At 41.4% G+C, this 13,833-nt stretch carries 12 protein-coding genes; 6 read left to right on the top strand and 6 right to left on the bottom strand.

The window, feature by feature from the left end; all coding sequences use genetic code 11:
* Positions 1 to 50: 50 nt before the first annotated feature.
* From E0F88_RS17165 to E0F88_RS17150, 4 genes are all read right to left on the bottom strand, one after another.
* Complete coding sequence (locus E0F88_RS17165) at positions 51 to 269, bottom strand: hypothetical protein (protein WP_131959514.1); 219 nt, start codon at positions 267 to 269, stop codon at positions 51 to 53.
* A gap of 118 nt (positions 270 to 387) precedes the next feature.
* Positions 388 to 882: an RpnC/YadD family protein gene (locus E0F88_RS17160; protein ID WP_131959513.1), complete on the bottom strand. Its 495-nt coding sequence runs from the start codon at positions 880 to 882 to the stop codon at positions 388 to 390.
* Positions 883 to 1,050: 168 nt separating this feature from the next.
* Positions 1,051 to 1,683: an acetyltransferase gene (locus E0F88_RS17155; RefSeq protein ID WP_131959512.1), complete on the bottom strand. Its 633-nt coding sequence runs from the start codon at positions 1,681 to 1,683 to the stop codon at positions 1,051 to 1,053.
* 57 nt (positions 1,684 to 1,740) lie between these two features.
* Positions 1,741 to 2,397 carry a hypothetical protein gene (locus E0F88_RS17150; protein WP_131959511.1) on the bottom strand — a complete coding sequence of 219 codons (657 nt, stop codon included), beginning with the start codon at positions 2,395 to 2,397 and terminating at the stop codon, positions 1,741 to 1,743.
* A gap of 105 nt (positions 2,398 to 2,502) precedes the next feature.
* Here E0F88_RS17150 and E0F88_RS17145 point away from each other — a divergent pair, with 105 nt between their 5' ends.
* Positions 2,503 to 3,978, top strand: a complete 1,476-nt coding sequence (locus E0F88_RS17145; RefSeq protein WP_131959510.1) for a M61 family metallopeptidase — start codon at positions 2,503 to 2,505, stop codon at positions 3,976 to 3,978.
* Positions 3,979 to 4,011: 33 nt separating this feature from the next.
* Here E0F88_RS17145 and E0F88_RS17140 read toward each other — a convergent pair whose 3' ends face one another.
* Positions 4,012 to 4,926, bottom strand: a complete 915-nt coding sequence (locus tag E0F88_RS17140; RefSeq protein ID WP_131959509.1) for a TIGR01777 family oxidoreductase — start codon at positions 4,924 to 4,926, stop codon at positions 4,012 to 4,014.
* Positions 4,927 to 4,989: 63 nt separating this feature from the next.
* Positions 4,990 to 5,811 carry a lysophospholipid acyltransferase family protein gene (locus E0F88_RS17135; RefSeq protein ID WP_131959508.1) on the bottom strand — a complete coding sequence of 274 codons (822 nt, stop codon included), beginning with the start codon at positions 5,809 to 5,811 and terminating at the stop codon, positions 4,990 to 4,992.
* Positions 5,812 to 6,059: 248 nt separating this feature from the next.
* On the opposite strand from E0F88_RS17135, the gene E0F88_RS17130 reads away from it, so the two are divergent.
* From E0F88_RS17130 to E0F88_RS17110, 5 genes are all read left to right on the top strand, one after another.
* A complete protein-coding gene (locus tag E0F88_RS17130; RefSeq protein ID WP_131959507.1) occupies positions 6,060 to 7,514 on the top strand; it encodes a M48 family metalloprotease in 1,455 nt (484 codons plus the stop codon).
* A 175-nt stretch (positions 7,515 to 7,689) separates the two neighbouring features.
* Positions 7,690 to 8,145 carry a MarR family winged helix-turn-helix transcriptional regulator gene (locus E0F88_RS17125; RefSeq protein WP_131959506.1) on the top strand — a complete coding sequence of 152 codons (456 nt, stop codon included), beginning with the start codon at positions 7,690 to 7,692 and terminating at the stop codon, positions 8,143 to 8,145.
* A gap of 85 nt (positions 8,146 to 8,230) precedes the next feature.
* Positions 8,231 to 9,565, top strand: a complete 1,335-nt coding sequence (locus E0F88_RS17120) for a TolC family protein (protein ID WP_131959505.1) — start codon at positions 8,231 to 8,233, stop codon at positions 9,563 to 9,565.
* Positions 9,566 to 9,604: 39 nt separating this feature from the next.
* Positions 9,605 to 10,657 carry an efflux RND transporter periplasmic adaptor subunit gene (locus tag E0F88_RS17115; protein WP_131959504.1) on the top strand — a complete coding sequence of 351 codons (1,053 nt, stop codon included), beginning with the start codon at positions 9,605 to 9,607 and terminating at the stop codon, positions 10,655 to 10,657.
* 26 nt (positions 10,658 to 10,683) lie between these two features.
* The gene (locus E0F88_RS17110) at positions 10,684 to 13,809 is read left to right on the top strand and encodes an efflux RND transporter permease subunit (protein WP_131959503.1); all 3,126 of its coding nucleotides are present in this window, start codon (positions 10,684 to 10,686) and stop codon (positions 13,807 to 13,809) included.
* The last annotated feature ends 24 nt before the right edge of the window (positions 13,810 to 13,833 follow it).

Genomic DNA, 13,833 nt, shown 5'->3' with positions numbered 1-13,833 from the left:
CAAAAGACTCCCAACTGGGAGTCAGAGGTTTTAAGATACAATAGAAGAATTTAAAGCGTTTTTCTGATCTCTGTAACAAAGACTTCCGGAACACTCGCGAAGTTTGCAATCTCCTGATCCGTGAACCTGCCAGTAATCAGCATGTTTTTTACGACTTCGGTTTTCCCCTCTTGAATTCCTTTTTCAATTCCCTTTTCAATTCCTTTCTTTTCGCCCAAAGCAATTCCTTCTTTTTTTGCCTGGTCAAGTACGAGTTCCCTGATGCCCATGGTTCTTTGGTTTTCTGTTAGCTCCTCAATTTTCTTTTCAAATTTAACATTATATTCCGGGTCGGCAAAGGTTACGTAGTGTTGTAGGAAGATTAAAAGGTCATCAACTTTTTTCTTTTCAATTTTTTTTTGTGAGCAGGTTTTTTGCCAATGAGTACTTTAAATCGTAAAGTTTTTCATCCGTTATCTTCTTTTTCTTCAGTGCAAGAAGTACCGTCAGCACGACAATAGAAAAAGGATTTTCATCTTCTGACAGAACTTCCTCCTCCTGATCTAAAATCTTGTAAGTCTTAAAGTTAAAAGTGGCTTTTGTTCCCAGGTATTCGTATTGATAAAATGCAGGATGAAACTTTCTATCATTGTCTGTAAAGATAGCGATCGCAGTCACAGGCTTGTTATACTTATCCAGAATGCGATAGAAATATGTAAACATGCGTTTGCCAAAATCGTCATCCTTATAACCCTGTACTTCTACATGGATTAATATCCATTCTTCTTTACCGGATTTTGCAACGACCTTTATCAGTTTGTCAACAAATTTCGGAGCTGCAATGTCTTCCGCAGGGAACAATTGATCCAATTCTTTATCCAGAAATTGAAATCCTTTTTCCATGGAAAACAAAGAATCAGCCTCCTTAAAAAAGAATCGCAAAAAGTGTTCGCAGACGTTTTCCAGTATTCCTTTCCACAGTGTATCATTCCGTTTAAATAAATCAATATTTAGTGTGTGATTGAAGATACTTATATCTTCATTTAGCAATGCCAATGCTTAAAATTATTCCTAAACCTTCTTAGCCGGATTTCCGAAATAAGTAGCCTTAGCCGGCACGTTTTCAACAACAACTGAACCAGCTCCGATACGTGCATTTTTACCGATTTCAATACCAGCGACGATGATTGCGCCGGAACCGATATAGGCACCGTCTGCAATTTTTACCCGGTCATTGATGATCGCTCCGGTACCGATTGTAACATAATTGCCAACCTGTACCCAGGTATCCAGAACGGCGGCAGTCTGAACCAGGCAGTGGCTGCCCACTTTTGACTTTGGCCCGATCGTAACACGCGCGGCTATTAAATTTCCATGCCCTATTTCAGCCATTTCAGAGATTATTGCTGTATCATGGATGGCATTTACCGGCATGGTTTTACGATCTTCCACCAGTGTTTCCACCAATTTTTCCCGTACCGAACGTTCGCCGATTGCAACGAATGCTTCACATTTATCACCAACAATATTGACAAAATTAGGATCGTCGGTATCTCCCAAAACACTCACATCGCCATATTCCTGACCATGAAGTTCTTTTTTGTCATCTAAAAGTCCGTAAACCAAAACCTGGTTACGTCTGAATATATCAAGGGCCTGAACGCCAAGATCGCCTGCGCCAAAAATTAAAACCGGATTTTCCATATTTGCTGATGTTGTCTGGTCAGAAATCAAAAACTGACCTTAACTATTTATTAATTTTTAAAGGAACGTAATTCGGAATACAAAAGGACTGCCGTACGGAGAAATATTGTTTCCGTAATCGTCCAGCTGATTATTGTAGTTAAAATTGTAAAGTGCTGTGAAATGAACGGCTTTAATAAAACGTCCGCCAATTGGCTGGGAATAAGAAGCGCCCAGCATGGGGGAATTGATCCACTTTCTGGCATCATATTTCTGAAAAGTGTCAACTTCCACGTTCATTGTTTCAAGTTCACCGATCAGGTTTACCATTGGAAAAATGGAGTACATCACAAAAGCCCTTCCTCCATAATAAAGGGAATTAATCCCAAACAATTTTGAACGGAAGTACATACCTGTAACACCAACACCAGCTACCAGCTTTTCGGTTAGTTCGTAACCAGCCATGGGTGATAAATTGATATTAGTTACCGTTCCAAGGCTCAATCCAAAACTACCGCCAAGCCTTACTCTGTCAACAAATGGCTGTTGTTTGAAATCGACCTCTTTCTTTTTTTCTATAAATTCCTGCTTTTCAACGGGCGGGATTTCTTTTCTTTCCGGCGTTTTAGGTTTCAGGGAATCCGGACGGTAATATTCATCTGTTTGCGCCATCGCTCCGAAACCTGACAAAAGGGTAAACAGAATGAAACATGAAGGGAGGATTTTAATTTTCATCTATAATTCGTTTATTTTATATATTGTTACGGTTAACGTTTAAAACCTCAGTTTTGGTTTATAAACCAAACTGTCAGGGCCTCCAGTAATCCCATTTAAATATTTATGCATTATCACATCTCTGTCGCCGAACCCGGATCCCATTTTTTATGTCTAACTTATATCATTCCGGATATTGCCAGCGACTACATAGAAATTCAACTTCCTGCATGGAGGCCAGGACGTTACGAAATTCAAAATTTTGCCAAAAATATTCAATTTATTGAAGCCGTTTCCCAATCGGGTGAGAAACTATCTATAATTAAAATCACAAAAGACCGCTGGCGTATAGCTACCAAGGGAGAAACGGAGGTAAAGGTTCAATATTCTTATTATGCCGCGATTCAAAATGCGGGCAGCAGTTATGTGGATGGTGAACTTTGGTATCTCAATTTTATCAATTTTTGCATGTATACCGAAGGCAGGATATCCGAGCCTTATCAGGTTTTTCTGGATCTTCCGGAGGGTTATCAGGTGGCCTGCGGACTTCCTTTCCATGGCGCTAATACACTTACAGCCGGAGATTTTTATCAGCTGGTCGACAGTCCGCTTCTGGCTTCTTTGACTTTACAAAAATCAGAATATGAGGTAAACGGTGTCGATTTTAAAATCTGGATGCATGGAAATCTGAAACCAAACTGGAAAAGGATCGAAAGAGATTTTAAAAGATTTTCCCGTGAGCAGATTGCCACGATGAAAGAGTTTCCGGAGCAGGATTACCACTTTCTGAACCTTATTCTGCCCACAGCATTTTATCATGGCGTCGAGCACCGCAACTCAACAATGGTCGTTCTCGGGCCGGACGATGAGGGTGAGGGATTATATTCTGATTTGCTGGGTGTTAGTTCTCATGAGCTTTTTCATGCCTGGAATATCATCAGAATCAGGCCGATAGAACTTTTTCCTTACGATTTTACAAAAGAAAATTATTTCAGAACCTGCTTTGTTGCTGAAGGCTGCACAACTTATTATGGTGACCTGTTTTTAAAGAGGGCTGGTGTGTTTAATCACGAAACCTACATCAAAGAATTGCAGGTTTATATGAAAAGACATTTTGAAAACAACGGAGCCGCCAGTCTCTCGCTGACCGACTCTTCCTTTGATCTTTGGCTGGATGGATACGAAAAGGGCATTCCCGACCGCAAGGTTTCTGTTTATCACAAAGGAGCTTTGGTTGCCCTGATTCTGGATTTATACATCAGAAAAAAAACAAGTCATGAACAGTCGCTGGATGATGTCATGCTTCTGCTCTGGATGCGCTTTGGTAAACCATATATTGGATATACTTTAGAGGACTACATTAATATCGTTGAAGAAGTAGCCGGCGAGTCGCTTGAGTGGTATTGGCAGGAATGTATTTTTGGAAACAACCCGCTTGAAACCAGACTGAATGAAGCCATGGCTTTTGTTGGATTGCAGATGACGACTTTCAGCAATGGTAATATACAGCTGAATGTACTCGACGATTTCCGGGCACAGATTCAACGGGACAAATGGCTGTCAACTGTTCAGAAACATACAGAAGATGAGGAAGAGGAATAACATCTCTGTGTTACTAAAGCGAATAAGGTACTATCATTTATTAAATACATCTTCCAGCGCTTTCTCTAAATCAGTAAACTGATATTTAAAGTCAGTTTCAGCAGTTACACGTTTGTTGATTACAAAGTTGCTGCCTAAAACCACATTGGCCATTTCGCCAAAAACCAGCCTTAACGCGAATGAAGGTACATTTGGCATCCATTGCGGCCTGCCAAGTGTTTTACAAATTTGCCTGGTAAGTTCCTCATTGGTAACCGGCCCAGATGCTACGGCATTGTAAGGGCCGTGCCAGGAGTTATTTGTCATTGCATTAATGTACATGTTACAAAGATCATCGAGATGAATCCAGGAAATCCATTGTTTGCCGGAACCAAGCGGCGCTCCAAATCCAAATTTGGCAGGTAGCGCCATTTTCGGAATAGCTCCGCCTTCGGTACTGAGTACAATTCCTGTTCTGAGTATGGCTGTTCTTACGCCAAGTTTTGTAATGGAATCAGCGGCTTTTTCCCACACAACGGTTACATGTGAAAGAAAATCATTTCCGGCTGGGGATTCTTCGGTGTGTTGTTTGTCGCCTGTATCTTCACCATAATAACTGCTTCCGGAAGCAGAAATGAACGATTGCAGCTTAATGTTCTTTTCTTTTATCTTTTTTGCAATCAGGTTAATGCTGTCAACCCGACTTGATATGATGATTTTTTTACGTTCCTCAGTCCACCTTCCTTCCGCTACGCCAGCTCCTGCAAGGTGAATCAGATAATCCGTATTTTCAACTGCACCATCTTCAATATATCCTTTATCAATATTCCATTCGTAAACTTTTACAGATGGGATATTTTCCTTTTTTCTGCTCAGATAAGCTACTTCGTATCCCTTTTTTAAAAGCATTTCTGTTAAACGCTTTCCTACAAGACCGGTTCCACCGGTGATTAATACTTTTTGCCCCATAATTATTTACTTAAAAAGGTAATATGCCTGCGTATAAGGAAGAACAAAAGCATGCCATTACATTTACTCAGCAGGTGTCGGCAAAGCATTTCCGTCTCCGGGAACTTCCTGCTCAATAGCTTTGGTAACCCGTTCGATCATACTTTCCAAAGATTCGTCAGGAAGGAAATGCATAGGCTCTTTAAAATGAACGGTCAGTTTTGTATTACGCTTTTTAAAACGCAATCCTTTTTTGTCAAATGCCCTTCTGAAACCATTGATAACGACGGGGATGACGATTGGCTGATGATCTTTTATCAGGTGAGCGGTTCCTTTCCGGACAGGCGCGTAGGGTTTGGTTGTTCCCTGTGGAAAACTTACAACCCAGCCGTGACGAAGTCCCATCCCGATTTTATCCTGGGCAGAATTATCGAGCTGTCGTTTTACATTTTCACCATTAGCCCGCCAGGAACGGTCAATTGTAATGGCACCGCCGATACTGAAAAGTTTTGGAAGTAAACCTTCCTTCATGGTTTCCGAAGCGGCCACATAATAGCATCGTGCACGTGGTGAGAACAAATAAAATGGTGGAGAAATAGTATCCTTGTAACCCCATTTTGCAGCACAAAAAATGTGGTAAAATGCAATCACATCAGCAAAGTAGGTCTGATGGTTGGAAAGAAAAAGTACGCCATTATCAGGTAGTGTCAAAAGCTGATCTGCACCTGTAATACGTATTTTATTGACTGCCGTGTAACGATAATAGGTAAACCACCCGATAACAAAAATGAAAAATCTTTTGATTGTCAAATAATTACCGAATGGATCTTTCTCGAATAATCCAAGAAAGTCGAAACGGGCGAGCCAGTCCGGCAATAAGCTGAATGTGCTTTTCTTATGAATCATACCGAAGAAAAAATGGAAAAAGCATGTTCATTAATATTTTGAAACCGGCCGGGCATTACTTGTATTCGTACTTTTTGATTAACGAAGGTAATATAATAATAGGATTCATATAATTTATATAAATGCAAAAGAGTTACCACTTGCAACGCACAACGTATATACAAAGGTCTTGGCATGATTCTTTGAGAAAAGGTCAGGACTTGTTTAATTTTGACAAACTCACTAACAAAACGCATCAGCTTAATTTTATGAAAATGAAAGTTCAGTTACAAATCCTTTGTGGTTTTCTGGTACTCGGGATTTTGTCGGGATGTTCCAAAAATCCTGTAACGGGAAAGAAGGAAATTATATTTATGTCGGAAGACAAAGAAAAGGCACTTGGTGCTGAGTCGCACCCGTCAGTTGTTGCGTCAATGGGCCTATATGACGATAAAAATCTGAATGCTTTTATAAATGAAAAAGGAAAGGCAATGGGGAAAATTTCTCATCGTCCGGAGTTAACCTATCAGTTTTTTATCGTTGATTCACCGGTTGTAAATGCATTTGCAGTTCCTGGTGGATATGTTTATTTTACCCGGGGTATTATGGCTCATTTTAACAATGAAGCCGAATTTGCGGGCGTTTTAGGCCATGAAATTGGGCACGTTACGGCAAGGCATTCTGCCAGCCAGCAAACGAAACAGGTTTTTTCGCAAGGAGTACTGTTAGCGGGCTCCGTTCTTTCTCCTACATTCAGAGGCTTGGCTGATCAGGCTTCACAAGGGCTTGGCTTGCTGCTTTTAAAGTATAGCAGAGATCATGAAAGCCAGTCGGATGAATTGGGTGTTGAATATTCAAGTAAAATTGGATATGATGCGCATGAAATGGCTGACTTTTTTGGCACATTGAAAAAAATCAGTGAAAAATCTGGTCAGAGCATTCCTACGTTTCAGTCTACCCACCCGGATCCGGGCAATCGTCAGGTGAAGGTAGAAAAACTGGCAACAACTTATCAGGCAGCTCATCAGGCAAAATATGAAGTTAACCGTGATGCTTATCTGCGCCGCATTGAAGGACTTATTTATGGTATTGATCCAAAACAAGGATTTGTTGAAGACGGGCAATTCTTCCATCCTGGCTTAAAATTCCAGTTCCCTGTACCTTCGGGGTGGCAATCTGAAAACACACCGGCTCAGTTCCAGATGGCTTCGAAGGATGGGAAGGCAATGATGCTGTTTACTTTGGCAGAAGGGAAATCTTTGGATGAAGCTGCACAAACTGTTATAAAAAATTATGGTCTTCAGGTTTCTGAAAATAATAAAATAACGATTAATGGTAATCCTGCTATTGCTTTGGTATCAAAACAAGCGGCAGAAGGCCAGGCAGCAGCAGCAAATGCAGCTCAGGTTGCAAGCTGGCTGATTCAGTATAACGGAAATATTTATGCAATTCACGGGGTAGCTGGAAGTACTGACTTTGGGGCAAACTTTAATCAGTTTAAAGGTGTTGCGCAGGGCTTTAAGGCACTTACTGATGCATCAAAACTAAATCGTGAGCCTGATCGTATTCATATTAAAACGGTACAAAATTCAGGATCGCTTCGTGATGCGCTGAAATCATACAATATGCCGGATAACAAAATGGATGATCTTGCAATTCTAAACGGAATGGATCTTTCTGCGAAAGTTGACAAAGGCATGTTGATTAAAACGCTGGGGAAATAAGATTTAAAATATAAGGTTCAACTGCCCTGCAAAGCTTAGGTTTTGCGGGGCTTTTTTATGCTCGTACAGGAAATTGACCGTTCATCAATTAACAGAAAAAAACTTGTTCGCACATTTGGTTGATACATCAACTGTTATTACTTTTGTGCCCGAAAATTAGATTTACCAGAAAATAATGAAAGAGTGCATGGATAAACGTGAGGAAATGAAGGGTTCATTGCAAATAAAGCTTGGAACCGTAACCCGGCTCGTTTTCAAAAAAATGAATTCAGAACTGACACTGGAGGGAATTCCGGTAATGGCCGAGCAGGTGCCGGTTTTGATGGTTGTATATTTTAAAGAAAACGCAATTACCCAGCAGGACATTGCCAACATTCTTCAAAAGGATAAATCGGGAATATTGCGCTCTGTACAGACTTTACAGAAAGATGGTTTTTTGAAAATTGAAAGTGATATTGAGGATAAAAGAAAGAACCTGATCTCACTTACTACAAGCGGAAAGTTTGTTTGCGAAAAGATACAGGCATTGGCTATGACCTTTAATGACCAGATTATGGAACACTTCTCGGAAGAAGAGCGCAAGCTGTTTCTGTCGTTTTTAGATCGTGTTGCCGCCATTATTGAGAAATAAAAAATTTTATATTAATAGTTGATATGTCACTAGTAGAGGTATCAACTAACTTACCAAAAGCCACAGAAAAATTAAAAAAAGAAAGATGAAAAATAATCGGATTATAGCAATCCTGAGCTTAGTCGCCTTATCGAATTCGCTTTTTGCCCAGACAAAACTGAGCCTGAAGGAATGTATAGATTATGGTTTGAAAAACAACGGAAATGTACGGATCGGTAAAATCCAGGAAAGTGTTGCCGATCAGCAAACAAGAGAGGCACTTTCGTATTATTTGCCACAGGTAGCCGCCACAGGCTTGCTGGATGATAACATCAAGCTGCAGTCGACGGTCATACCGGCAGGCTTTTTAGGTTCAACGGAAGACCGGCGTCTGACTTTGGGTACTAAATATTCGTCGAATGTTTCCGGGCAGGTTGACCAGGTTATTTTCGATCAGGCCCTGTTAACAGGTTTGAAAGCAAATAAACCAAATGTTGCCAACGCTGAACTGAATTCTCAGAAAATTAAAGAGAACATCATCTACAACGTTGCCAATAACTATTACCAGGTTTTTGTTACCACGGCGCAGATTGAATTATTGAAAGACAATCTTGATAAAACGAAGCAAATACTTGGAACCCTTCAGCTTCAGTTGGACAACGGTGTCATTAAAAGAGTGGATTATGACCGGACCAAAGTGAGTCTGAATAATATCCAATCCCAGCTCACACTTGCGGAAAGCAATTTGACGCTGGCACAAAATCAGTTGAAATTTCAAATGGGAATGCCGATGTCGGAGCAGATTGAACTGACCGATAATCCTTTAAATAAGCCGTTTCAGGCTTATGAGCCCGGCAGTTTTGATCCTTCCAATCTGACAGATTTTAAAACCCAAAAGATCAATATGCAGTTACAGGGAATTGAAAAGGATCGTATTCGTGCTGGTTATCTGCCAAAAGTTTCAGTTTACGGAAGATATGGTGTACAGGCGCTCGGCAATGAGCTTGGTCAATCCTGGGGTAACTGGTTTAGTTTCGGTGCGATAGGATTAAAACTGAACATTCCGATTTTTGACAGTTTCAGAAGAGATGCACAATACAAACAGGCAGATTTGAACCTGATGACACAAAACGAGCAGCTGAAACTGAATATTCAGAATTACGAACTTCAAAATAATAACGCAACCACGCAGCTTCAAAAAGCAAGAGTTAACCTGGCTAACGATGACGCCAATGTTACGCTGGCGAAGGAAGTGTACGACGTGACAACTTTACAATATAAAGAAGGCACAATCACGCTTTCCGATCTGCTGAATGCTGAATCATCATACAAGGAGGCACAAAGCAATTACATCAATTCGATGCTGAGCTATTATCAGGCGCAGCTTGGAATTGAACAGTCACAGGGCTCGCTGCAGGGATTTTATTCGGCGCTTCCATAAATATATCATCCACTCATTCCATTTATTGACAACAAGGTCATGAAAAGAAAATTAATCATAATCGGCTCTATTGCATTAATCGGAATCCTGATCGGATACCAGCTGGTGGCGAATAAATCAAAAATTGATTCAAAAAATAAAATGCCTGAGAAAACAGGTATCAGCATACCGGTTACGGTTGCGATTGTAAGTGAAGGAAGTACAGACCAACAGCTGGTACGTACTGGAAATCTGATTCCTTACAAACAGGCTGAAATTATGGCAACATCAGCCGGGAAGGTACTTTCTGTTAAATATGAACTTGGAAGTTATGTAAACAAAGGCGCAACGATTGTCAGTGTTGACAGTAAACTGAAAGAGCTTTCATTGCAGGCTACGGAGCTTAATATCAACAAACTGAAAAAAGATGCTGACCGTTATACCAAACTGCTTGCCGGAAATGCAGCTACCGAAATTCAGGTAAACGATACAAAATACAATTACGAAAACGCGCTGAACCAGGCCGAACAAATTAAGCAGCAGATTAGTGATGCAACAGTAGAAGCACCGATCAGCGGACGTATCATTAAAAAGAATATTGAGCCGGGAGAATTTGTTAATGTGGGCACATCACTGGGAACAATCCTGGATGTAACCAGACTGAAAGTGCAGGTTATGATCAGCGAAAGTGATGTTTACAAATTAAAAGAAGGACAGCATGTTCAGGTTAAAACGGATATTTATCCTGATAAAAAAATCGACGGTGTCATTTCCTACATAGCTCCGCAGGGTGATGATTCGCACAACTATCCGGTTGAAATCGTGATACAGAATACAAGCCAGCTTAAAGCCGGGACCTTTGTTTCTGTTTCATTTTTACAAAAAACCAGTCAGCAGGCTTTGCTGATCCCACGCAGTTCTTTGGTTGAAAGCATTCGCAATCCTTATGTATACGTGATGGAAAACAACATTGCCAAACAACGTAAAATTGAAGTAGGTCGTGAACTGGGTGATAAAATTGAAGTATTGTCGGGATTGAAAGCCGGCGAAACAGTGATAACAACCGGACAAATCAACCTGAGTGAAGGCGTAACCGTTCAGGCAGCGAAATAATTATTTTCACAGAAAATACCAATAATATGTCTATCACAGAAGTAGCCGTAAAAAGACCGCTCTTCATTACGGTGGTTTTCACCGTTCTGATCCTGTTCGGTGTGATCAGCTATAAGCAATTGTCTTATAACTTGTTACCCAAGTTTGAGGCCAATGTTGTCAGCGTAATGACAACCTATCGCGGTGCGGCGGCCGATGAGGTTGAAACCAATGTTACCAAACACATCGAAGATGCCGTTTCTGCCATTGAAGGTCTGGATCAGATCAACTCTACTTCGCAGGAAGGCGTGTCGTCTGTCATTATTCAGCTGAAACAGGGTGTTAGTGTCGATCTGGCCCAGCAGGAAGCTCAGCGGAAAGTCGAGCAGGTAATTTCTTTGCTTCCCGACGATGCAGACCGGCCGGTAATCAACAAGTTTTCTACTGATGAAATTCCGGTTTTAAGGATGGGTGTGACAGCCAATATGTCGCCTTCGGAACTTTATGATTTGCTTGATGATAAATTGAAACCACAGCTTTCCAATGTTACGGGTGTTGGTCAGGTTACGATCATCGGCGGAACAGAACGCCAGATTCAGGTGAACGTTAGCCAGGAAAAACTGAAAGGTTATAAAATGTCGATCGGGCAGGTGTCTCAGGCAATCAACAGCGCCAATACCTCGTATCCGGCAGGACAGGTTAAAACACAGGCCGACCAGCTTTCTATTCGTTTTGATGCGAAACTGACAACAGTTGAAAATTTGCGTAACATCAGCATTGGCCGCTCAGCTACTGGTGGGGAGGTTTATCTGAAAGACGTTGCCGAAGTAGTGGATGGTATCGCAGACCAAACTGCTATCAACCACATCAACGGCCGTCCGTCGGTTGCTTTGCAAATCCAAAAACAATCGGATGCGAATGCAGTGGATGTGAGCAAGCTGACAACCGAAAGACTTAAAGTTCTTGAAAAACAGTATCAGAATGTTGACCTGAAATTTAATATTGCTTCCGATCAGTCGATTTATACACTGGCTTCTGCCAATGCGGTTGTATTTGACCTTGGTCTTGCGGTATTGATTGTATCCGTAGTGATGTTGTTGTTCCTGCATAGTTTCAGAAGTTCGATGTTTATCCTGGTGTCGCTGCCATCCTCGATGATCCCGACATTTATTCTGATGAGTGCACTAGGGTTTTCGCTAAACCTGATGACCTTGATGGCACTTTCGCTGGTTGTAGGTATTTTGGTCGATGATTCAATTGTGGTTTTGGAAAACATCAACCGCCACATGGAAATGGGCAAAAACAAACGTCAGGCTGCGCTGGACGGGCGTAGTGAAATCGGTTTTACTGCTTTGGCCATTACCCTGGTCGACGTCGTGGTTTTTGTGCCGCTTGCCTTAACATCAGGTTTGATCGGAAATATTTTGAGAGAATTTTCACTCGTGGTTGTATTCTCGACTTTAATGAGTTTAATGGTTTCCTTTACACTGACTCCACTTTTAGCTTCACGTTTTGGTAAAATAGAAGTATTGAGTAAAAACAGTTTGTGGGGCCGTTTGAACATCGGTTTTGAAAATTTTCTGGATCGTGTTAAGGAAGAATATGGAAGGATTTTGACCTGGGTTTTGGGTCATAAAAGATATATTTTTATAATTTCTCTTTTCCTGATCGTTGGATCAATTGCATTGGTACCAGGCGGATTTATCGGTGCAGCATTTATGCAGCAAAGTGATAAAGGTGAACTGGATGTCACAGTTGAAATGGCACCGACTGTATCTGTGTATCAAACCAATCAGGTAGCTCAGAAGGTCGAGAAACTGCTTCTTGCCAAAAAGGAAGTTGTAAATGTTTTTACCAATGTCGGTTTTAGTAACGGTGGTTTGGGCGCAACTTCAAATAGTAACCTGGCTAATCTTACAGTAAAAATGGTAGATAAAAAGGACAGAACTATTTCGGCTGAGGATTTTGGAGTTGAAATCCAAAAGGAAATTTTACAGATTCCTGGGGTGAAGGTTACAGTAAGTCCGACTTCGATCACAGGTAATGCGAACCAGGCACCAATTCAGGTTGCGATTAAAGGGACAGATATGGCCGTGATCCGCAAAACTGCTGCTGAGGTAAAACAAATTGTGGCTTCGATTCCGGGAACTCAGAATGTCGATTATTCCGTAGATGATCCGAAACCGGAAGTCGGTGTGACACTGGACCGCGATAAAATGGCGCAGTTTGGAATTAATGCTGCCGAAGTGGGTGTGGCGCTGCAAACTGCTTTCCGCGGTGACGACCGTTCGAAATTCAAGCAAAATGGCAAAGAATACGACATCATGATCAGTCTGGACCAGTTTGACCGCTCAAAAGCCGATAACATTCGTCAACTGACTTTCGTGAACTCAAAAGGACAAACCTTTGAATTGTCGCAGTTTGCTACGATCAGGGAAGGGATCGGAGAAAGTGTTTTGCAGCGGATTGACCGTCTCTCGTCTATTTCTGTCAATTCTCAGGCCATTGGCCGCCCGTCCGGTTCAATTGGTGCTGATATACAGGCGAAAATGGCAACTTATAAATTGCCCGAGGGAATCAGTGTTGAATACAGAGGCGATCTTAAAAACCAGGCAGATGCATTCGGGAGTTTGGGAGCAGCTTTAATTTTAGGTATTGTGTTAATTTACCTGATCATGGTGGCGCTTTATGAAAGTTTGATTTATCCTTTTGTGGTTTTGTTCTCAATTCCGGTTGCCTTGGTTGGCGCATTAACTGCATTGGCGCTCACGATGGAAAGCCTTACGATTTTCTCCATTGTCGGGATGATCATGCTTTTGGGACTTGTGGCCAAGAATGCGATCCTGATTGTCGATTTTACAAATCAGCTTAAAGAAGAGGGCCGCAGTTTGAAAGAAGCTTTGATCGAAGCAGGTAAGGAACGTCTGCGCCCGATTTTAATGACAACCATAGCGATGATCGCAGGTATGTTGCCGATAGCACTGGCATCCGGCGACGGAGCCGAAGTGAAAAACGGAATGGCCTGGGTGATTATCGGCGGACTTACCAGTTCTTTAATGCTGACGCTCTTCCTGGTACCGGCAGTTTATTATGTTGTAGATAAAATTAAAGAGCGTTTTGAAAGACGTTCGAATAAGAAAAAGAAGGAAGAGGAGTTGGTGTTGGAGGCTTAGTTTAGTAGTATTACTTAACCCCAG

The sequence above is a fragment of the Dyadobacter psychrotolerans genome (assembly GCF_004349265.1).
GTDB classification, from domain to species: domain Bacteria; phylum Bacteroidota; class Bacteroidia; order Cytophagales; family Spirosomataceae; genus Dyadobacter; species Dyadobacter psychrotolerans.
Note: the sequence above shows the minus strand (reverse complement) of the source record. Positions and strands in the feature narration are given on the sequence as shown.

Excerpts from the sequence above, each read along its gene's own strand:
- E0F88_RS17165 (WP_131959514.1), bottom strand. The coding sequence starts at position 269 with ATGGGCATCAGGGAACTCGTACTTGACCAGGCAAAAAAAGAAGGAATT.
- E0F88_RS17160 (WP_131959513.1), bottom strand. The coding sequence starts at position 882 with ATGGAAAAAGGATTTCAATTTCTGGATAAAGAATTGGATCAATTGTTC.
- E0F88_RS17155 (WP_131959512.1), bottom strand. The coding sequence starts at position 1,683 with ATGGAAAATCCGGTTTTAATTTTTGGCGCAGGCGATCTTGGCGTTCAG.
- E0F88_RS17150 (WP_131959511.1), bottom strand. The coding sequence starts at position 2,397 with ATGAAAATTAAAATCCTCCCTTCATGTTTCATTCTGTTTACCCTTTTG.
- E0F88_RS17145 (WP_131959510.1), top strand. The coding sequence starts at position 2,503 with ATGCATTATCACATCTCTGTCGCCGAACCCGGATCCCATTTTTTATGT.
- E0F88_RS17140 (WP_131959509.1), bottom strand. The coding sequence starts at position 4,926 with ATGGGGCAAAAAGTATTAATCACCGGTGGAACCGGTCTTGTAGGAAAG.
- E0F88_RS17135 (WP_131959508.1), bottom strand. The coding sequence starts at position 5,811 with ATGATTCATAAGAAAAGCACATTCAGCTTATTGCCGGACTGGCTCGCC.
- E0F88_RS17130 (WP_131959507.1), top strand. The coding sequence starts at position 6,060 with ATGAAAATGAAAGTTCAGTTACAAATCCTTTGTGGTTTTCTGGTACTC.
- E0F88_RS17125 (WP_131959506.1), top strand. The coding sequence starts at position 7,690 with ATGAAAGAGTGCATGGATAAACGTGAGGAAATGAAGGGTTCATTGCAA.
- E0F88_RS17120 (WP_131959505.1), top strand. The coding sequence starts at position 8,231 with ATGAAAAATAATCGGATTATAGCAATCCTGAGCTTAGTCGCCTTATCG.
- E0F88_RS17115 (WP_131959504.1), top strand. The coding sequence starts at position 9,605 with ATGAAAAGAAAATTAATCATAATCGGCTCTATTGCATTAATCGGAATC.
- E0F88_RS17110 (WP_131959503.1), top strand. The coding sequence starts at position 10,684 with ATGTCTATCACAGAAGTAGCCGTAAAAAGACCGCTCTTCATTACGGTG.